Source organism: Paraburkholderia sp. Ac-20340 (genome assembly GCF_017104965.1).
In the GTDB taxonomy this organism is placed as follows: Bacteria; Pseudomonadota; Gammaproteobacteria; order Burkholderiales; family Burkholderiaceae; genus Paraburkholderia.
In genome coordinates this window covers 76,842-95,038 of the sequence record NZ_JAAGPR010000025.1, presented here as the reverse complement: position 1 = coordinate 95,038, position 18,197 = coordinate 76,842, and the positions used below count along the sequence as shown (strand labels likewise).

The 18,197-nt window shown below is 62.7% G+C and carries 20 protein-coding genes and 1 pseudogene; 12 read left to right on the top strand and 9 right to left on the bottom strand.

What is annotated here, in order from left to right; translation table 11 throughout:
• The first annotated feature begins 64 nt into the window (after positions 1-64).
• The 5 genes from rbsD (at position 65) to G3N59_RS26210 (ending at position 5,308) form a co-directional block, all read left to right on the top strand.
• Positions 65-463, top strand: a complete 399-nt coding sequence (gene rbsD / locus G3N59_RS26230; protein ID WP_205985727.1) for a D-ribose pyranase — start codon at positions 65-67, stop codon at positions 461-463.
• A gap of 10 nt (positions 464-473) precedes the next feature.
• Positions 474-1,985 (top strand): sugar ABC transporter ATP-binding protein, encoded by a 1,512-nt coding sequence (locus tag G3N59_RS26225; protein ID WP_205985726.1) that lies wholly within the window; start codon positions 474-476, stop codon positions 1,983-1,985.
• Between the two features lie 64 nt (positions 1,986-2,049).
• Complete coding sequence (rbsC, locus tag G3N59_RS26220) at positions 2,050-3,006, top strand: ribose ABC transporter permease (RefSeq protein WP_205985725.1); 957 nt, start codon at positions 2,050-2,052, stop codon at positions 3,004-3,006.
• A gap of 151 nt (positions 3,007-3,157) precedes the next feature.
• A complete protein-coding gene (rbsB, locus tag G3N59_RS26215; RefSeq protein WP_205985724.1) occupies positions 3,158-4,135 on the top strand; it encodes a ribose ABC transporter substrate-binding protein RbsB in 978 nt (325 codons plus the stop codon).
• Positions 4,136-4,297: 162 nt separating this feature from the next.
• Positions 4,298-5,308: a substrate-binding domain-containing protein gene (locus tag G3N59_RS26210; protein WP_205985723.1), complete on the top strand. Its 1,011-nt coding sequence runs from the start codon at positions 4,298-4,300 to the stop codon at positions 5,306-5,308.
• Positions 5,309-5,349: 41 nt separating this feature from the next.
• Here G3N59_RS26210 and G3N59_RS26205 read toward each other — a convergent pair whose 3' ends face one another.
• Positions 5,350-5,628, bottom strand: coding sequence for a hypothetical protein (locus G3N59_RS26205; protein ID WP_205985752.1), 279 nt, complete (start codon positions 5,626-5,628; stop codon positions 5,350-5,352).
• A 33-nt stretch (positions 5,629-5,661) separates the two neighbouring features.
• Here G3N59_RS26205 and G3N59_RS26200 point away from each other — a divergent pair.
• Positions 5,662-5,889 (top strand): annotated as a pseudogene (locus tag G3N59_RS26200) (HAD family phosphatase); the annotation flags it as partial.
• A 36-nt stretch (positions 5,890-5,925) separates the two neighbouring features.
• Here the strand turns inward: G3N59_RS26200 and G3N59_RS26195 are convergent.
• The 4 genes from G3N59_RS26195 to G3N59_RS26180 form a co-directional block, all read right to left on the bottom strand.
• Complete coding sequence (locus G3N59_RS26195) at positions 5,926-6,630, bottom strand: glutathione binding-like protein (protein ID WP_205985721.1); 705 nt, start codon at positions 6,628-6,630, stop codon at positions 5,926-5,928.
• 156 nt (positions 6,631-6,786) lie between these two features.
• Complete coding sequence (gene gstA / locus G3N59_RS26190; RefSeq protein ID WP_205985720.1) at positions 6,787-7,401, bottom strand: glutathione transferase GstA; 615 nt, start codon at positions 7,399-7,401, stop codon at positions 6,787-6,789.
• Positions 7,402-7,511: 110 nt separating this feature from the next.
• Entirely contained in the window at positions 7,512-8,279 is a 768-nt protein-coding gene (locus tag G3N59_RS26185) for a hypothetical protein (RefSeq protein ID WP_205985719.1), read from the bottom strand.
• 126 nt (positions 8,280-8,405) lie between these two features.
• Complete coding sequence (locus G3N59_RS26180) at positions 8,406-9,338, bottom strand: LysR family transcriptional regulator (RefSeq protein ID WP_205985718.1); 933 nt, start codon at positions 9,336-9,338, stop codon at positions 8,406-8,408.
• Positions 9,339-9,475: 137 nt separating this feature from the next.
• Between G3N59_RS26180 and speB the strand changes: the two genes are divergently transcribed.
• The 4 genes from speB to G3N59_RS26160 all read left to right on the top strand — a co-directional run bounded on the left by speB (position 9,476) and on the right by G3N59_RS26160 (position 14,037).
• Positions 9,476-10,441, top strand: a complete 966-nt coding sequence (gene speB, locus G3N59_RS26175; RefSeq protein ID WP_205985717.1) for an agmatinase — start codon at positions 9,476-9,478, stop codon at positions 10,439-10,441.
• Between the two features lie 84 nt (positions 10,442-10,525).
• Positions 10,526-10,972 (top strand): nuclear transport factor 2 family protein, encoded by a 447-nt coding sequence (locus tag G3N59_RS26170; RefSeq protein WP_205985716.1) that lies wholly within the window; start codon positions 10,526-10,528, stop codon positions 10,970-10,972.
• A complete protein-coding gene (locus G3N59_RS26165; protein ID WP_205985715.1) occupies positions 10,969-12,474 on the top strand; it encodes an aldehyde dehydrogenase family protein in 1,506 nt (501 codons plus the stop codon). The genes G3N59_RS26170 and G3N59_RS26165 overlap by 4 nt, the downstream gene beginning before the upstream one ends.
• Before the next feature lie 36 nt (positions 12,475-12,510).
• Entirely contained in the window at positions 12,511-14,037 is a 1,527-nt protein-coding gene (locus G3N59_RS26160; protein WP_205985714.1) for a cytosine permease, read from the top strand.
• 115 nt (positions 14,038-14,152) lie between these two features.
• Here the strand turns inward: G3N59_RS26160 and G3N59_RS26155 are convergent, their stop codons facing one another.
• Both G3N59_RS26155 and G3N59_RS26150 read right to left on the bottom strand, forming a co-directional pair.
• Positions 14,153-14,866 (bottom strand): dienelactone hydrolase family protein, encoded by a 714-nt coding sequence (locus G3N59_RS26155; RefSeq protein ID WP_205985713.1) that lies wholly within the window; start codon positions 14,864-14,866, stop codon positions 14,153-14,155.
• 130 nt (positions 14,867-14,996) lie between these two features.
• Positions 14,997-15,416 (bottom strand): secondary thiamine-phosphate synthase enzyme YjbQ, encoded by a 420-nt coding sequence (locus tag G3N59_RS26150; protein WP_205985712.1) that lies wholly within the window; start codon positions 15,414-15,416, stop codon positions 14,997-14,999.
• Between the two features lie 123 nt (positions 15,417-15,539).
• Here G3N59_RS26150 and nfsB point away from each other — a divergent pair, with 123 nt between their 5' ends.
• Together nfsB and G3N59_RS26140 are read left to right on the top strand one after the other, a co-directional pair.
• Complete coding sequence (gene nfsB, locus G3N59_RS26145) at positions 15,540-16,193, top strand: oxygen-insensitive NAD(P)H nitroreductase (protein ID WP_205985711.1); 654 nt, start codon at positions 15,540-15,542, stop codon at positions 16,191-16,193.
• A gap of 120 nt (positions 16,194-16,313) precedes the next feature.
• Positions 16,314-16,778: a PACE efflux transporter gene (locus G3N59_RS26140; RefSeq protein WP_205985710.1), complete on the top strand. Its 465-nt coding sequence runs from the start codon at positions 16,314-16,316 to the stop codon at positions 16,776-16,778.
• Positions 16,779-16,894: 116 nt separating this feature from the next.
• On the opposite strand, the gene G3N59_RS26135 is transcribed toward G3N59_RS26140, so the two are convergent.
• Complete coding sequence (locus G3N59_RS26135; protein ID WP_205985709.1) at positions 16,895-17,203, bottom strand: hypothetical protein; 309 nt, start codon at positions 17,201-17,203, stop codon at positions 16,895-16,897.
• 226 nt (positions 17,204-17,429) lie between these two features.
• Positions 17,430-18,161, bottom strand: a complete 732-nt coding sequence (locus G3N59_RS26130; RefSeq protein WP_205985708.1) for a hypothetical protein — start codon at positions 18,159-18,161, stop codon at positions 17,430-17,432.
• Positions 18,162-18,197 lie beyond the last annotated feature (36 nt).

The window sequence follows — 18,197 nt, the reverse complement described above, 5'->3', positions numbered from 1 at the left end:
ATCGCGGTTATCCGCAGTTTGAAGCCGCGGTTTGACGCCGCCGTTTGAAGCAATAGAAAGTGCAATGAAAAAACAAGGACATCTGAACCGCGACATCGCGCGCGTGCTGGCCGGCATGGGCCATACCGACAGCATCGTGATCGCCGATTGCGGTCTGCCGATCCCGGCGGGCGTCGAATGTATCGACGTGTCGCTCACGCTGGGCGTGCCCGGTTTCTTCGACGTGCTCGACAGCCTCCTCGCCGATTTCAAGGCCGAGCGCGCCGTGTTCGCGAGCGAAGCGCAGACGCATAACGCCGCCGTGGTCGCCAGGAGCCGCGAGCTGGCCGCAGCGCAGATCGCCATCGAAGAAGTCCCGCACGAGGAATTCAAGCGCCGCTGCCGCGAGGCAAAAGCGGTGATCCGCACCGGCGAGTGCAGCCCTTACGCGAATGTGATCCTGCATTCGGGCGTGATCTTTTAAGAGGTCCAGGATGCAAGTGATGATGCAGGGCATCGGCAAGGCGTTCGGCCCGGTGCGTGTGCTCGAAGGCGTCGATTTTCATATCGGGGCGGGCGAGATCCACGCGCTGATGGGCGAGAACGGCGCCGGCAAATCGACGCTGATGAAAATTCTCAGCGGCGTCTATCAGGCCGACGCAGGCCAGATCCTGATCGACGGGCGCGCGGTGACGATCCGCAGCACCGTCGATGCCGAACGCGCGGGCATCGCCATCATCCACCAGGAACTCAATCTCATCCCGCAACTGACGGTGATGGAGAACCTGTTTCTCGGCCGCGAGCCGCATCGCTTCGGCATGGTCGATACCGCGACCATGCGCCGCGAAGCGCGCAAGTGGCTCGACAAGGTCGGCGCGCAGCGCATCGACCCGCAGACCGAGGCCGGTCATCTGTCGATCGGCCAGCAGCAACTCGTGGAAATCGCCAAGGCGCTGTCGCTGAACGCGCAGGTGCTGGTGATGGACGAGCCCACGGCAGCGCTCACGAACCGCGAAATCGACACGCTGTTCGAGATCATGCAGTCGCTCAAGGCGAGCGGCGTGGCGATCGTCTACGTCTCGCACCGCATGGAAGAAATCTTCCGCATCTGCGACAAGATCAGCGTGCTGCGCGATGGCCAGTTCGTCGGCGAGCGCGCGATTCCCGACACGAATTTCGATGAAATCGTCCGGCTGATGGTCGGGCGCGAACTGGGCGAGCGTTTCCCGAAGCGCAGCCACACGCCCGGCGACGTGCGTATGCGCGTCAAAGATCTCGCCGATGAAGGCCACGTCGCCGGTATCACGTTCGACGTGCGCGCCGGTGAAGTGCTCGGCATTGCGGGTTTGATGGGCGCAGGACGCAGCGAGATTCTGCGCACGCTGTTCGGCGCGAACCGCAAGACCGCGGGCACGGTCACGCTCGATGGCCAGCCGCTCGAAGTGCGCGATGCGTCGAGCGCGATTGCGGCGGGCATCGGCTTCGTCACGGAAGACCGCAAGCGCCAGGGCCTGGTGCTGGGCATGTCCGTGCGCGAGAACGCCACGCTCGTGCATCTGGACCGCTACGCGAAGCTGGGCTTCGTGAACGACAAGGCCGAGCGCAGTGCGGTCGACGGCCTCATCAAGCAGTTGCGCGTGCGTACGCGCGACGCGGAACTCGACGTGAAGTCGCTTTCGGGCGGCAACCAGCAGAAGGTCGTGTTCGCCAAGTGGCTGGCGAAGCCGCCGAAGGTGCTGCTGCTCGACGAACCGACGCGCGGCGTGGACGTGGGCGGCAAGGCCGAAATCTACACGATCATCAACCAGCTCGCGGAGCAGGGCGTGGCGATCGTGATGGTGTCGTCCGAACTGCCCGAAGTGCTGGCGATGAGCGACCGCATTCTCGTGATGCATCAGGGCCGCCAGGCCGGACTCTTCGAAGCGGCCACGGCCACCCAGGAACAGATCATGACCGCCGCAGCCGGCGCTCAGGCAGCGACGACGGCCGAAACGGCAGCAGCCTGAACCCATCAGGCTACGCCGCGCCGCGCGCTCACACCTCATTCCAGGCAACCAAGCGAGACATTCCATGTCGCAACTGACCATGACCCCCAGCAGCCGGGCGACGCTGCAAAAGCTCGGCCCCTTCATCGCATTGCTCATCATTGCGGTGGCGCTGTCGATCGTGAGTCCCAATTTCCTCACGCTCGACAACCTGCTCAACGTGATGCGCCAGGCGTCCATCAACGCGCTGATTGCCTTTGGCATGACGCTCGTGATCCTGCTCGGCGGTATCGATCTTTCGGCGGGTTCGGTGCTGGCGCTGTCTTCCGTCATCATCGCCACGCTGCTCAGCTCGGGCACGAACGCGATGGTCGCGACCATCGCGGGCCTCGCGGCCGGCGGCCTGATGGGCCTGGCCAACGGCATCGTCATCAGCAAGGGCAAGGTCGCGCCGTTTATCGCCACGCTCGGGTCGATGACCGTGCTGCGCGGCCTCGCGCTGGTCGTCTCGAACGGCAGCCCGATCAGCAGCTTCAGCAGCGACTTTTTCTCGCTGCTCGGCGGCGGTTATGTGGCGCGCCTCGTGCCGATTCCCGTCGTGCTGATGCTGGTGATGTTCGGCCTGTTCTGGGTGCTGCTGCGCAAGACCGTGTTTGGCCGCCATATCTACGCGACGGGCGGCAATGCGGAATCGGCGAAGCTCTCGGGCGTGAAGGTCGATCGCATTCAACTGTGGGTCTATACGATTTCGGGCGTGATGTCGGCGCTTGCGGGCGTGGTGCTGACCTCGCGTCTGAACTCGGCGCAACCGACGGCGGGCACGGGCTACGAGCTCGACGCGATCGCCGCCGTGGTGCTGGGCGGCACGAGCCTCACGGGCGGCCGCGGCTGGATCTTCGGCACGCTGGTGGGCGCGCTGCTGATTGGCGTGCTCAATAACGGCCTGAATCTGCTCGATGTCTCGTCGTTCTATCAGCAGGTCATCAAGGGCGGCGTGATTCTGCTCGCCGTGCTGATCGACCGCGGCAACAAGAAGTCGTAATTCTGCTGTAACCGCATCATCGCATTCCAGCTTGACCCTGTATTGCCCTCGCATCGCGCGTCGTTTTCGCGCGATGCGTCGAACCGAATCCAGTAGTAATCCTTAGCATTTTTCAATTCACACTCCACACATTAAAACGAGGAGGAAGACTATGCACAAGCCGTTCCAGCCGTCGCTCTCGAAACTTTTCTCGGCACTCGTCGCCGGTTCGCTGGTTCTGGGCCTTGCGGCCTGCTCGAAGGAAGGTCCGGGCAGCAGCTCGTCGGATGCGGGCGCAAGCGGCGCATCGGCCGCCGCTCCGGCATCGGGCGCGCTGACCGTCGGTCTGTCGATCTCGACGCTGAACAACCCGTTCTTCGTTTCGCTCAAGAAAGGCGCGGAAGACGAAGCGCAGAAAGACGGCGTGACGCTCATCACCGTCGATGCGCAGAACGACCCGGCGAAGCAGCAAGCCAGCGTCGAAGACCTGATCGAAAAGAAGGTCAACGTCATCCTGATCAACCCGACCGATTCGTCGGCGGTGGCGAACGTCGTCAAGGAAGCCACCAGCAAGGGCATCAAGGTGATTTCGCTGGACCGCAGCGTGAACGGCGCGGAAGTCAGCTCGCATATCGCCTCGGATAACAAGGCCGGCGGCAAGATGGCAGCCGACTTCCTGGCAGAGAAGCTCGGCGGCAAGGGCAATATCGTCGAACTGCAGGGCATTCCGGGTTCGTCGGCGGCCAACGAGCGCGGCGCAGGCTTCGACGACGAAATCGCGGCCAAGGGCGGCGTGAAGATCGCCACGAAGCAGCCGGCCGACTTCGACCGCGCCAAGGGCCTTTCGGTGATGGAAAACATCATCCAGGGCAACAAGGACATCCAGGGCGTGTTCGCGCAGAACGACGAAATGGCGCTGGGCGCAGTCAAGGCGCTGCAGGCTGCGGGCCTGAAGAACGTGGCCGTGGTGGGCTTCGACGCCACCGACGACGCGATCGCCGCCGTCAAGGCCGGCCAGATGGCCGCGACCGTGCAGCAGCAGCCGGAACTGATCGGCCAGTACGGCGTGCAGACCGCGAAGAAGCTCGCGGACGGCCAGAGCGTCGACAAGTTCATCCCGGTTCCGCTGAACCTCTACAAGCAGCAGTAACACCGCCCGCGCCCCGATTCTTCCGGGGCGCGGCATTCTGTTGTACGCTTTCACGCAGCCGCCGCGTCTAAGATCGCCGTTTGGGTTCCCCTTCGCCGGCGGCCTGCGACTCAAGAACACGATTCATCCCCCGATCCACCCTCCAGCCAGCAGGAAGACCGCGTGTCCCAGTTCGAGCGTTTGACCATCGACGACATTGCCCGCCTCGCGGAGGTTTCGCGCACGACGGCGAGCATGGTGCTCAACGGTAATGCCGAGCGCTACCGCATTTCGGCGGCGACGGTCGAGCGCGTGCTGCAGGTGGCGCGGGACAATCACTTCACGCCGTCGCAATCGGCGCGGTCGCTGCGCTCGCGGCGCAGCAACACGATCGGCCTCGTGATTCCCGATCTCACCAACTCGGCGCACGCAGCGCTCGCGCAGGCGATGGAAACGCAATGCCGCGAGCAGTATCGCTATCAACTGGTGATCGTGACGAGCGACGAAGACCCCGCGCGCGAGACCGAAGGCATCGCGCATCTGGTGTCGCATCAGGTGGATGGCGTGGTGGTGGTGCCGTGCACCGCCGACGCGCCGCGTTACGAGAAGTGGGTCAAGCGCCTGCCGCTGGTGTTCGCCGATCGCCGCGTGGACACGAGCGCGATTCCCTATGTGGTCACCGATGCCACCGAAACCGTCGCGACGCTGGTGGGCGAAACGCTGGCTCGCGGCGCGCGCGAAGTGGTGTATTTCGGCGGTCAGCCTGAGTTGTCGGCCAGCCGCGACCGTCTGGCGGGGTATCGGCTGGCGTTGCAGACGCATGGGGTTGCCGAGCAGCCTGACTGGGTATTCGAGCGCGATTTCCAGCGCGAATCGGGCTATGCACTCATGAAGGCATGGTTCGAGGCGCACGGCCGCTATCCCGAGGCGCTGTTCGCGGGCTCGATTACCTTGCTCGAAGGCGTGCTGCAGTTCGTCAACGAAGCGCTCGCGCAGGCGCCCGGCCGCGTGATGACCTTCGACGATCATCAACTGCTCGATTGCCTGCCGCTGCGTATCGACGCCATCGTGCAGGACAGTGCGCAACTGGCCGCGCATAGTCTGCGCTGTGTGTTTTCGCTACTCGAAGGCAACGCGCAACCGGAATCGCTGCAGGTGCCGGCGCAGATTCACTATCGGCACAAGCCGGCGTAAGCGCTGCGTTTTGTTTGGCATCCTGAGTGATTTCGGGCCGCTCAAACGTTGTCCAGGCCGCCGGTTTGATCGGCACTTTCCAGCGCCTTGCGTTCGCGGCGCTCCTCATTGCCGCGCCGCGCGCGCATCCGCTGGCGTGACAGCACGGTGATCACTTCTCCCGTGCTGGCGTGGGCGGGAATCTCGTTGCGGATCACCTTGGCCACCATCGGCAATCCCTGTTGCTGACGACGCAGCGCACGCGCAATGGCGGTGCGGCAGGTTTCGCCATGGCAATCCCACTCGTCGCGCATTTTTCCGCAGTATCGGCATGTGTCCATGGATTCAGTGTAACCGGATTCGTGTGGCTCCCTGGCGACCACATCTATCCGAGCGCGCTGTTCGGCGCGGTCAAGCCGGCGGCGCAGGCGTACCTCGGTTGCATCGGCAAGCCTGGCGCAACGCCCGCGCAAACATTATTCATCGACGCTAGCGAGACCAACGTGCAGGGCGCGCGCGATGCGGGCCTGCACGCGCGCGGCTTTACCGATATGGACACGCTGGAGCGCGATTTGCGCAGCTTCGGCGTGATCGGCGACTGACAACGCACCGGATAGATACGCCCGGTAGCCGCACAGTCAGGTGCGCGCCGGAATCTCCAACCCACGCTTCACCGCCGGACGCGCGACAAACGCATCGAGCACGCGCTTGACGTTGGGGAAATTGTCGAAGCCGACCAGATCGCCCGCTTCATAGAAGCCCACCAGATTGCGCACCCAGGGGAACGTGGCGATATCGGCGATCGTGTAGTCGTCGCCCATCAGCCACGCGCGGCCTTCGAGGCGCTGTTCCAGCACGCCCAGCAGACGGCGCGACTCGGCGACATAACGGTCGCGCGGACGCTTGTCCTCGTACTCCTTGCCCGCGAACTTGTGGAAGAAACCCAGCTGGCCGAACATCGGGCCGATGCCGCCCATCTGGAACATCAGCCACTGGATCGTTTCGTAGCGCGCGCGGCCTTCAGGCGCGAGGAACTGGCCGGATCGATCGGCGAGCCAGATCAGGATCGCACCCGATTCGAACAGCGCGAGCGGCTCGCCATCGGGGCCGTTCGGGTCGATGATCGCGGGGATCTTGTTGTTGGGATTCAGCGAGAGGAATTCGGGCGAGAGCTGATCGTTGGTGTCGAAGCGCACCAGATGCGGCTCGTAGGCGAGGCCGGTTTCCTCCAGCATGATCGAGACCTTCACGCCATTCGGCGTGGGCAGCGAGTAAAGCTGGATGCGTTCGGGATGTTGTGCGGGCCACTTGCCGGAAATGGGCAAGGCGTTCAGATCGCTCATGGGATGTCCTGTGACGAAGCGGGATGACGAAACAGCGGCTCAGTGTAGTGGAAATGGCGCAAATGCGCAGAAGGCGCACGGACTGTGCAGATGCACAGCGCGCGCGCCTTCTATTGCGGAATTTCGTGAAGGGCTTGCGCCGTCCCGACCCTAAGCTCAAGCCTGCGGAATCAGTCCTTCCGCCACCAGCGCGGCCTGCACGGCCGGACGCGCGCCCACGCGCTGCTGATGCGCGAGCACCGCCGGGAACGCAGACAGATCGAAGCCGACATGCGCGGCCCAGTTGGTCGCCGTGAAGAGATAGGCATCCGCTGCGGTGAACTGGTCGCCAACGAGCCATTCATGCGCGGCCAGGCGTTGATCGAGCAGGCCGTATTGGCGTTGCAGCGCGGCGATGGAATCGGCGCGCACGCTCTCGGGCGAAGCCGGATTGAAAAGCGGCGAATAGCGCTTGTGCAGTTCCGTGCTGATGAAGCCGAGCATTTCCTGCAGACGATAGCGCGCGAGCGTGCCGTTAGCGGGCGCAAGGCCGCTGGCCGGATTTTGATCGGCGAGATACTGCATGATCGCCGGGCCTTCCGTGAGGAGTTCGCCGTTGTCCAGTTCGAGCGCGGGCACGCAGCCCTTCGCATTGATCGCGCGAAAATCCTTGCCGCTGGCCGTGGATTTATCGGCGAGATTCACCTTGTCGAGATCGAGTGCGAGACCGGCTTCGCGAGCGACGATATGCGAAGCAAGTGAGCAGGCGCCCGGGTAGAAATAAAGTTTCATCGTGAGTCCAGGTTGAACGAACGTACCGTGCGCTGCGAGCGTGCGCACGGGAGCAACATGTTAGCGCGTCCATGTCGGTCAATACCATGGCGATGAACGGTATGACTGTTTCAACCAGGCGTTTGCATTGAGTGTTGAAGGCTCAGCAGATTGAGCGGCGAGACGCGAATCAGGCCGCCGCGCGGGCTGTCGATATCGGCGATCAGCGTAAGCGAAAGCGAGACTGTGATCGGCAATACGAACATCAGCACGCGCCTTCCGCTATTGCCGCGCGCGCCATAGCCCTGCATCAGATTGCTGAAGAACGCGATGATCAGCATCAGCACCCACGCCGCCACGGGAATGCGATTGAGCCAGGCCGCCTGCGTATAGCCTTGCGTGTTCAGCACGTCGTTCATGCCGGCCACGGCAAGCGCGGTGATCGGCGTTGGTTGCGTGGCCGCCGCCTGGCGCACGCTGTCCCAGAGTTGCGTTTGCAACGCGGCCGTCGTGCGACTGTTGCTGTCGAGCGCGCTGCCATCGTGGTCTTCGTAATACTCGATGCGCGCCTCCAGATAGCGCGCGAGCAGCGCCTTGGTTTTCGCGGCATCCGCGCCAATCAGATCCGCGCGCAGATATTCGGTGCCGATTGCGTTCGCTTCTTCTTCCTCGTAATTCTTGCGCTGATCGTAGCGGCTCACCGCCATCGACAAGGTAAAGCCGATCAACAGCGCCAGCAGCGTGAGCGTCGCGCCTTGCACGACGTTATAGTTTTCGCGCGCCTCATCCGAGAGCGGCACGCGCCGGTGCAATATCACGGCGCCCAGTGCGGACGCAAGCGGCAAGCAGACAATCAGGGTAATGAAAAGGAACGCAGGATGCTGAAGCAGTGGCGTCATGATGGCTCCGTTGGCAAAGACGCATGAACAGCGAAAAGAATAGCGGGGAGTGCGAACTATCGATTGTTTCTTGCCAAGCCGATTCTACGTTAAACGCATGCCAGACGATCTCGACGATGCCGCGCACTACACCGCGGCTTCCGGCGCCATCTCGTTCAGATGCACGGCGCGCAGATCGTCGATAAAGGCGCGCTGGATGTCGCCCGCATGCGGCGCGCGGCGCGTGACCATATGAAACGTCACGTCGTAACGCAGCGCCGCCGGATTCACGGCGCGCAACAATCCGCCATCGACATAAGGCTTGGCGAAATGCACAGGCAGATACCCCAGGTGATGTCCCGAGAGAATCAGTAGCGCAACCGCTTCCATATTGTCGGCGATGGCGGTGACGTTGCGTTCGTGGGTCGAGTGCTGCGCCTCCGGCAGCGGATAGCTGCGCCACGCCCATTCGCAGGCGGCGGCTTCCTCGGCGCCGATCGTCGCGGCTTCGCCCGCGCGCTCGAACAGCGGATGGCGCGCGCCGCAATACGCATACTGGCGCTCGATAAAGAGCGCGGTGTAATCGAGGCTAGGTACGCGGTGCCAGAAATAGCCGATCGCGATATCCACCTTGCCGTTGAGCACCTGTTCCTCCAGTTCGCCCGGCGAGCGGATCTGGATATTGAAACGCACGGCCTGGTCGCGCTGACGAAAGCGCGCAATGGCGTCGCTGATGCGCGCGTTCTGGCTGAACGGCGTATGGCCGATCAGGCCCAGATTCAGCTCGCCCACCAGCTGGCGGTCCATGTTCGCGGCTTCGGCGCAGAAGCTGTTGGCGGCCACCAGCAGCCGCCGCGCCGACATGGCAAAGCGCTCGCCCTTGGCCGTGAGCCTGAAGCCGCCGCGCCCGCGCTCGCATAGCCGGAAGCCCAGCCGCGTTTCCAGCGAAGACAACTGCGTGCTGATGGTGGACTGCCCCACATTGAGCGCCGCCTGGGCGGCCGTCAGCCCGCGCGCGTCGACCACGGCGAGGAAAACGCGGATCAGCCGCAGGTCGAAATCGGTCAGGTTGGCGAGCATGGGAACCTCTTACATTGATCCGGATAGATGTAAACATCATCAGCCCATCATTTTATCCAAAATTTTTTCCCTCTAGCATTGCCAGCATTGGGTTTGAACCCACTGCTCCGATCGATGTTTACAGGGTTTTTACGGATATGAACGATTCCCGCAACACCACGCTGAACCAGCCGCTCTCCGGCAACGCCATGCCCCGTTTTGGCGGCATCGCCTCGATGATGCGCCTGCCGATCGCCGAAACCAGCGCGGGGCTGGACGCCTGTTTCGTCGGCGTGCCGTTCGATCTGGGCACCTCCAACCGCAACGGCGCGCGCCTTGGCCCGCGCCAGATCCGCGCCGAATCGGTGCTGCTGCGTCCCTACAACATGGCCACGCGCGCCGCGCCGTTCGATTCGCTGCAGGTGGCCGATATCGGCGATGTGGCGATCAATCCCTTCGACATTCATAAGGCGATTGCCGATATCGAAGCAGCTTACGACGGCATCATCGCCGGCGGCTGCAAGCCGGTGACGCTGGGCGGCGATCACACGATCGCGCTGCCGATCCTGCGCGCGATGCACAAGAAGTACGGCAAGGTCGGCGTGGTTCACGTCGATGCGCACGCCGACGTCAACGACACCATGTACGGCGAGAAGATCGCCCACGGCACGCCGTTTCGCCGCGCGGTGGAAGAAGGTCTGCTCGATTGCGACCGTGTGGTGCAGATCGGTCTGCGCGGCACCGGCTATCACGCCGACGATTTCGACTGGTGCCGCGACCAGGGCTTCCGCGTGGTGCAGGCCGAAGCCTGCTGGAACCGCTCGCTCGAAACGCTGATGAAGGAAGTACGCGAGCAGATGGGCGATGGCCCGGTGTATCTGAGCTTCGATATCGACGGTCTCGATCCGGCGTTTGCGCCGGGTACGGGCACGCCGGAAATTGGCGGTCTGACCGTGCCGCAAGGGCTGGAAATCATTCGCGGCGTGCGCGGGCTGAATCTGGTGGGCGCGGATCTCGTGGAAGTGTCGCCGCCGTACGACCCGCAAGGCACGACGGCGCTGCTGGCCGCCAATCTCGCCTTCGAGATGCTGTGTGTGCTGCCGGGCGTCGCGTATCGCGCGTAAAAACCTATGAACGCGAGGCGAATCCCAAATGATTCGCCATCCGAACTAAAAAACATAATCAGACGAATTCCCCGGAGAGTGTTCATGAGCGAGACCGAACGCGACACAGAAACTCAGGTGCTGGCCGTTGCCGACGCCTTGATCGATGCCTTCGCGCGTCACGATCGCGATGCGTATTTCGCGGCCTTCGCGCCCGACGCGAGCTTTGTGTTCCATCACGTGAGCGAGCCGCTGCCCACGCGCGCCGCTTATGAAACGCTGTGGCGCCAGTGGGAGCGCGAAGACGGTTTTCGCGTGCTGGGCTGCGAATCGCGCTCGCGCAGCGTGCAATCGTTCGGCGATGTGGCGCTGTTCGTGCATAACGTGCGTACGCAGGTCGCAACGCACGCCGGCAGCGAAACGCTCGACGAACGCGAGACCATTGCATTCGCGCGTCGCGACGGCCAGTGGCTGGCGGTGCACGAGCATCTGTCTCCGCACGCCTGCGCGGCCGTGCATGATGCGGTGAACGAAGGCGAGGTGTGTGCATGAAGCGCGAATCGATTTCCGCCGTTGGCGAATTGACGCTGGCCGTCGAGCCGGGCGTGTTTATCGACGGCGAATGGCGGCAGGGTGCGGGCGCGCCGCTGGAACTCGTCGATCCTTGCAGCGCGCAGCCTTATGCGCGTGTCTCGGGTGCATCGGCGAATGACGTCGATGAAGCGGTGGCCGCGGCGGCGCGCGCGTTGCGCGGCTGGCGCACCACGCCGGTCGCACAGCGCGGCGAATGGCTCGAGCGCATCGCACAAGGTATCGAATCGCATACGCGCACGCTGGTCGATCTGCAGATGCGTTGCAATGGCAAACCGCGTTTCGAAGCCGAACTCGATGTGAGCGACGCCATCGCCACATTCCGCTACTACGCGCAGTTGTGTGTGGAAGGCGGCGTGGTGGAGCGCGCGCCGGTGGCATTGCCCGATGCCGCTTTCGAAGCCGATGTGCGCCACGAAGCCGTGGGCGTCTGCGCGCTGATCGTGCCGTGGAATTTCCCGCTCGTGACCGCGGCGTGGAAGCTGGCGCCTGCGCTGGCGGCGGGCTGCACGGTCGTCATCAAACCGTCGGAACTGACGCCGCTGGCCGAACGCGCGCTGGTGGATATCGTCACGGCGGCCGAGGTGCCTGCGGGCGTGGTGAATCTGGTCGCGGGCGGCCGCGAGGTGGGCGCGCAACTGGCTTCGCATCGCGGCGTGGCGAAGGTCTCGTTCACGGGCAGCACGGCGGCGGGCCAGGCCGTCATGCGCGCCGCCGCGGAACGGATGCAGCGCGTTTCGCTGGAACTGGGCGGCAAATCGGCGCTGATCGTATTCGACGATGCCGATCTCGACGAAGCCGTCGAACTCGCCTTCAATGGCGCGTTCTTCAACGCTGGCCAGATGTGTTCGGCCACCTCGCGCGTGCTGGTGGCGCGCGCCTTGCACGATGCGTTCGTGGACAAGCTGGTGGCGCTGGCGCGCAGCGCCGTGGTGGGCGCGCCCAATGACGCCGATGTGCGCGTCGGTCCGTTGATCAGCGCCGCGCAGCGCGAACGGGTGATCGGCATGCTTTCGCGCGGCAAGGAGCAGGGCGCGCGCATCGTCTGCGGCGCTACGACTGCCGCGCAGCAAAGCGCTGGATTTTTCGTCGCGCCGACGGTCTGCACGAACGTCGCGCCCGACAACCTGCTCTGGCGCGAGGAGATTTTCGGGCCGGTGGCGCTGGTGCGCGCATTCGATACGGAGTACGAAGCCATCGCGCTGGCCAACGATAGCGATTACGGTCTGGTCGCGACCGTGGTGACGGCGGACGCGGCGCGTGCCGCACGTGTATCGGACGCCTGCGAAGCGGGCACGGTCTGGGTGAACGCGCCGCAAGTGATTTTCCCGCAGACGGGTTGGGGCGGGCGCAAGCTGAGCGGTCTGGGCCGCGAACTCGGTCCCTGGGGCGTGCGCGCTTACCAGGAAATCAAACATGTCATTCGGGCGCGCGCAGGCGCTGCTCATCCGCCGCAGTCGTAACGCGCTGCGCCAATTGGAATCCACGGGAAGAGACAGATGAGCACCGATAACCTCAATGGCTGGGCATCGCCCGCCGCCGCGCCGCCTTCGCCGTCCGAAAGCGCCGATGCGCCCAACGCGAAGAGCGGCAAGTGGCGCAAGATCGAAGTGCGCTCGATCGATTATGTTCCCGCGCACGAACGTCACGGCAGCGTGGCAGGCCAGGGACCGTTCTGGTTCCTCGGCAATTTCCAGTTCTTCACGATCGCCATTGGTTTCGTGGGGCCGAGCATGGGACTGTCGCTCGGCTATACGATTCTCTCGGGCGTGCTCGGCATTCTGTTCGGCACGTTGTTTATGGCGTTTCACGCCTCGCAGGGCGCGCATCTGGGCCTGCCGCAGATGATCCAGTCGCGTGCGCAGTTCGGCTATCGCGGCGTGGTGCTGATCCTGATCGCCACCTTGTTCACGTTCATCGGCTTCAATGTGGTCGATACCGTGCTGATGGCGAGCGGCGTGAAAGGCATCTTCGGCTGGTCGCCGACGATCGTGACCGTTGTGACCGCCTTGATCGCGCTGGCGCTGGCGATCTACGGGCACGACTGGCTGCATCGCGTATTCAAGTGGCTGCTGGTGGCGAGCCTGCCGCTTTACGTGCTGCTTACGCTGTGGATCGTGTTCGGCGCCGAGGGCGTCAAGGCGGGCGTCGTGCACGCGGGAGGCTTCTCGCTGGTGGCGTTTGCCGCGCAGTTTGCCGCGAGCGCGAGCTACAACATCACGTATGCGCCGTATGTGTCGGATTACTCGCGCTATCTGCCGCGCGACACGAAACCGCGTGCGATTATCGCGGCCGTGTTTATCGGCGCATCGGCTTCGGCGATCTGGCTGATCGCGCTGGGTGCGTGGCTGGCGACGCGTCTGGGTGCCTCGGACGGTCTCGTGGCGCTCTACGATGCGGGCAACGCGATGTTCCGCGGCTTCGGCGTGCTGATCTCGCTGGCCTCGGTGGGCGCGATGGTCGCGACGATGGGCCTGAACGCGTATAGCGCGATGCTCACGGTGGTCACGGCGGTGGATTCGTTCAAACCCGTCAAGCCGACGTCGACGGTGCGCGTCATCACCGTGCTGACGCTCGGTCTCGTCTGGGTGGTGATCTCGCTGTCGCTTTCGGGTAACGCCATCGACATCCTGTTTGCGGCGCTCACGATCATGCTGTATCTGCTGGTGCCCTGGACGTCGGTGAACCTGGTCGACTTCTTCTTCGTGCGCCGCGGTCACTATGCCATCACGCAACTCTTCACGCCGAACGGTCTTTACGGTGCGTGGGGCGCGCGTGGCCTGATTGCCTACGCGGTGGGTTTCGCCTCGACGGTGCCGTTCTTCGTGCTGCCGGGGATTTATACCGGGCCGCTGGCGGCGCGCATCGGCGGCGTGGATGTGGCCTGGGCGGTGGGTCTGCTGGTCTCGGCGCTTGCGTATCTGATTCTCGCCCGTTCGATCGATGCGGAAGGCGAGCGCAAGGCGGTGCTGCAAAGCGAGCGTGAAATTGCGCTGCTCGATGGCGCGGCAGGGCGCACGCACTAGGCAGTCTGTCTGCGGATCAAGCCAACGCGGCGCACGCCTTCAAGACGTGCGCCGCGTTTTTTACATCGGCACGCTTTTACATCGACATTAACCGATGCGAGCAGCGTTTTAAACCTTAAGCCTGCTTCCAGAGCGTGCGGCCCCAGAACGTCAGCGTGCGGTCCCAGGCGAGCTGCGACCAGACCGGATCGAACTGCGTGTGCGCGATGCGGCCCGGGCCGACGGCCGTTTCGTTGGCGAACGCGTGGTACGCCAGGTAGCGGTGGAATTCGACATTCACGCCGCCGTCATGCAGCTTCTTTTCGAGTTCGTCGACGGTTTCGATCTTGAAGAAGCCGTCCTGCGTGCCCCAATGACCGAGCACCGGCACGGTGATCTTGCTTGCGTCGAGGTATTCGAGCGGAGGGAAGCCGTACCACACGACGGCACCCGACAGACCCGGAATCTGGTTGGCGGCCAGCAGCGTGAGCGCGCCGCCCATGCAGTAGCCGGTGATACCGACGCGGTCGGTCAGCGTCTTGAGGTGATCGACGGCGCCGCGGATGTCCTGCGAAGCGGCGTCGCCGAAATCGAGGCCGGTCATCAGGTGATGGGCTTCTTCTTCCTCGACGGTGTGCTTGCCGCGATAGAGGTCGGGCACGAGCGCGTAGTAGCCGGCCTGCGCGAGGCGGTCGGCCACGCCGCGAATCTGGTCGTTCAAGCCCCACCATTCCTGGATCACGACGATGGCAGGCGCGCCTTCGGTCTTTTCGGGCGTGGCGAGGTAGCCCTGCAGCGCTTTGCCGTCGGGGCGATTGAAGCTGATCATGGAGCCGGCGGACTGTTTCATGAATATTCCTCGATGGTTGGTCGGTTAAGGGTAATCGGTTGCAGGGAAAAGAGCAGACGCAAGCATAGCGCTTGCAAGGCCGCTTTGCTCGGAGCGGCTTGGTTTGTCACGGCTGCGCGGCTGACGCGCGTCATTCGCCAAGCAGGTGCAGCACGACTTCGCGCGTGTGCGCGTGCCGGCGATGCTCGAACAGGTAAATCCCTTGCCAGGTGCCGAGCAGCGGGGCGCCACGCTCGACCGGAATCGAAAGCTGCGTCTGCGTGAGCGCGGTGCGCAGATGCGCGGGCATATCGTCGGGGCCTTCGGTGTCGTGCTCGTAGCGCTGCGGGTCTTCGGGCGCGAGTTCGTCGAAATAGCGTTCGAGATCGCGGCGCACGGAGGAATCGGCGTTCTCCTGAATCAGCAGCGACGCCGAAGTATGCCGGCAGAACAGCGTCAGCAACCCCATGCCGATGCCGCTTTCGCGCACGAAAGCGCGGACTTCCTGCGTGAATTCGGTCAATCCGCGCGAGCGCGCGTTGACGTGCAGATGGTGGATGGCCTGGCGCATGGTGAAATCCTCAAGTATTGGTGCGGCCTGCGTGCGGGGAGCGTGGCGCGCCTGCACGCGAAATGGCCCAGGCTGGTAGGATACCGGCCTTGCCAGTTACCGCCTCATTTCAGGAGTTTGTCGTTGAATCTCACCCGCTTCGCCAAGGCCCGTCACGCCACCAAATCGTTCGATCCCGCCCGCAAGATTCCCGCCGCTGTTATCGATGAACTCAAGGAACTGATCCGTTTCAGCCCGTCGTCGGTGAACTCGCAGCCGTGGCATTTCGTGGTGGCGCAAAGCGACGCCGCCCGCGCCCGCGTCGCGAAGTCGATGCAGCCGGGTTATGCCTATAACGAAGCGAAGGTCACGCGCGCCTCGCACGTGCTGGTGCTGTGCGTGCGCAAGGATATGGACGAAGCGCACCTGAACGCCGTGCTGGAGCAGGAAGCCGCCGATGGCCGCTTTGCCAGCGACGAGGCGAAGACGGTCCAGCAGAACACGCGTGGCTTCTACGTCAATCTGCATCGCGAGCGCGATGATTTGTCGGCATGGATGGAAAAGCAGGCGTTTCTGGCGCTTGGCACGCTGCTGATCGGCGCATCGACGCTTGAAATCGACGCCTGCCCGATGGAAGGTTTCGACGCGAAAGCGCTGGACGAAGAACTGGGCCTGGCTGAGCGCGGCCTGACGTCGATCGTCGTCGTGGGTCTGGGCTACCGCAGTGCCGACGACTTCAACGCCAAACTGCCGAAGTCGCGTTTGAGTGCGGAAGCGGTATTTACCGAACTGGTTTAAGCATCGAATAGCGCGGTAAAGCGCCTGAAAACGCCGATAACCGCAGCCGCGCTGCGGTTATTCGCGCTCGTGTAGTATCGACGCTTCCATCCACTCACGCGTTACAGAACGGAGCGGGCCATGCAGGGCATCAAGCGCCGGGTCGTCTATCTCACGTTGTTCGAGGGACTCGGCATCCTCATTACGGGAACGAGTTTTGCCTCGGTTGCGGGGAGTGACGCAAGCCATGCGGGCGCGGCGGCGGTGTTGACATCGCTGGTCGCGGTGACGTGGAACGCTGTCTACAACTGGCTGTTCGAGCGCTGGGAAGCGCGACAAACCAAACGCGGGCGCAGCCCTTTGCGACGCATCATGCATGCGATCGGCTTTGAGGGCGGCCTGGTGATCTTTCTCGTGCCGATGATTGCGCTGACGCTGCGCGTCTCGCTGGCCGAGTCCTTTCTGATGGACATCGGCCTGACGGTGTTCTTTCTCGTCTACGCGTATATCTTCAATCTGATCTTCGACGCGATTTTTGGTTTGCCTGCTTCTGCCATGCCGTTGCCGCAGGACGCGCAGAATGCGCGCGTGGAGCCGTGTAACTGACTGTGGGTGCTACTGGGTCGTTGCGGCTTTTGCTGATTGCGTATATTGGCAATCCTGATTAATTCATTGTGTTGCGTGGCGGGAGAGGAAGCACTCCCGCCGAAACGCGCCGATGCTTACTGTGCGTTCTGAGCCTTGCGGCCGTGGGCCTTCTTCGCCTTGGACTTCGACTTTTCGTGCTTTTCGTGCTTTGCATTGTGGGCGTGCTTGCCCTTCGCATGTTGAGCCGGAGCGCGCGTGGAATCCGATGCTTCGTCGAATTGCATGGTCGAGGGTTGTGCCTGCACATTGCGGGCGTGTTCTTCGATCTGCGCGGCGCGTGCCGGGTCTGTGCTCATCTGAATGCCGTTTTCGGCGTTTTGCGCCGATGCGATGCCCGCGAACGCGGAGAGGGAAATCAAAACGGCGATCGACGATTTTTTCATGGTGTTCCTCTTGAGCGGAGTTGGCGTGTTTGATTGATGGACGCGAGGTGCGTCTGTCGTGCTAACGAGCAGGTGGTAAGAGGCGTTGACGGGGTCTCTGGGAATTGACGATTCTTTACAGAATCGGGAGCGTTAGGGCTTGGTTGAAGCGGCTGCGCGTGCGATTTGTTTGCGAGTCTTTGCGCGTTTCGGTGCCAGCGCGAAATCGGCCGGGCTGATGCGAAAACTACGGATACCTGTTGATTCGAACGATACTCACCTCTCTCAGATTCACGGCTTTGCGCACGATGCTCAAATCCCACGGACCTGTTTCCCGAAAGAGATCTGCCAGATAGTTGAAGCCTGCGTAGATGTCATAGGGAGAATTCTCTGGCATCAACTGGCTATACAAGAAGGAGACTGAATTGATGGGTAGGGCATTAGTCATCTCCAGCACACCAATCGGGGCAAAAAAATCTCGCTTCTCAACGTGATTTGCATCTATCCTCGCGCCACGCTGTACGCGATTCAAGCCAATGGTGTCGAAGGTTTCGTATGGGATATTTGTCTCAATTTTGTCATCGATCTTTATATTAAAATCCCCAAGGCTAGGTTCGTGAAGTTCATCTGAGTCGTTTCGATACCACATGAAAGTGATCCTCATGATGTTATCGGGGAAATAAAAATATCTGATCTTTCCGAGTTGATCCAATCGAAGTTCCGGCTCTCCCAGGTATCTTTCGACTTCGGAAAATTCGATATCACCTCTGACCCACTGAAGGCCTAACGCAGTCAACTGTAATAATCTCGATTGTTGTTCTTCCGTCATTTGCGTCCTTGGTATGTCATTGTTCTTTGTTTGCGCTGCTGCGAATATCGTAGGTAAAAGAGAGTTCATCAGCGTGACTGCACTGATCAACAAGATAAGTCTTGAGCAGCAGGTCAGTGCCTTCCTGCCAGTACGCAGTTGCCATGCCATTAGTTTTTCTATTTCCATTGCAAGGTGGGGAGCGCG

Coding starts and splice junctions, on each gene's coding strand:
- rbsD (WP_205985727.1), top strand. CDS start 65: ATGAAAAAACAAGGACATCTGAACCGCGACATCGCGCGCGTGCTGGCC.
- G3N59_RS26225 (WP_205985726.1), top strand. CDS start 474: ATGCAAGTGATGATGCAGGGCATCGGCAAGGCGTTCGGCCCGGTGCGT.
- rbsC (WP_205985725.1), top strand. CDS start 2,050: ATGTCGCAACTGACCATGACCCCCAGCAGCCGGGCGACGCTGCAAAAG.
- rbsB (WP_205985724.1), top strand. CDS start 3,158: ATGCACAAGCCGTTCCAGCCGTCGCTCTCGAAACTTTTCTCGGCACTC.
- G3N59_RS26205 (WP_205985752.1), bottom strand. CDS start 5,628: ATGGACACATGCCGATACTGCGGAAAAATGCGCGACGAGTGGGATTGC.
- G3N59_RS26195 (WP_205985721.1), bottom strand. CDS start 6,630: ATGAGCGATCTGAACGCCTTGCCCATTTCCGGCAAGTGGCCCGCACAA.
- gstA (WP_205985720.1), bottom strand. CDS start 7,401: ATGAAACTTTATTTCTACCCGGGCGCCTGCTCACTTGCTTCGCATATC.
- G3N59_RS26185 (WP_205985719.1), bottom strand. CDS start 8,279: ATGACGCCACTGCTTCAGCATCCTGCGTTCCTTTTCATTACCCTGATT.
- G3N59_RS26180 (WP_205985718.1), bottom strand. CDS start 9,338: ATGCTCGCCAACCTGACCGATTTCGACCTGCGGCTGATCCGCGTTTTC.
- speB (WP_205985717.1), top strand. CDS start 9,476: ATGAACGATTCCCGCAACACCACGCTGAACCAGCCGCTCTCCGGCAAC.
- G3N59_RS26170 (WP_205985716.1), top strand. CDS start 10,526: ATGAGCGAGACCGAACGCGACACAGAAACTCAGGTGCTGGCCGTTGCC.
- G3N59_RS26165 (WP_205985715.1), top strand. CDS start 10,969: ATGAAGCGCGAATCGATTTCCGCCGTTGGCGAATTGACGCTGGCCGTC.
- G3N59_RS26160 (WP_205985714.1), top strand. CDS start 12,511: ATGAGCACCGATAACCTCAATGGCTGGGCATCGCCCGCCGCCGCGCCG.
- G3N59_RS26155 (WP_205985713.1), bottom strand. CDS start 14,866: ATGAAACAGTCCGCCGGCTCCATGATCAGCTTCAATCGCCCCGACGGC.
- G3N59_RS26150 (WP_205985712.1), bottom strand. CDS start 15,416: ATGCGCCAGGCCATCCACCATCTGCACGTCAACGCGCGCTCGCGCGGA.
- G3N59_RS26140 (WP_205985710.1), top strand. CDS start 16,314: ATGCAGGGCATCAAGCGCCGGGTCGTCTATCTCACGTTGTTCGAGGGA.
- G3N59_RS26135 (WP_205985709.1), bottom strand. CDS start 17,203: ATGAAAAAATCGTCGATCGCCGTTTTGATTTCCCTCTCCGCGTTCGCG.
- G3N59_RS26130 (WP_205985708.1), bottom strand. CDS start 18,161: ATGGCATGGCAACTGCGTACTGGCAGGAAGGCACTGACCTGCTGCTCA.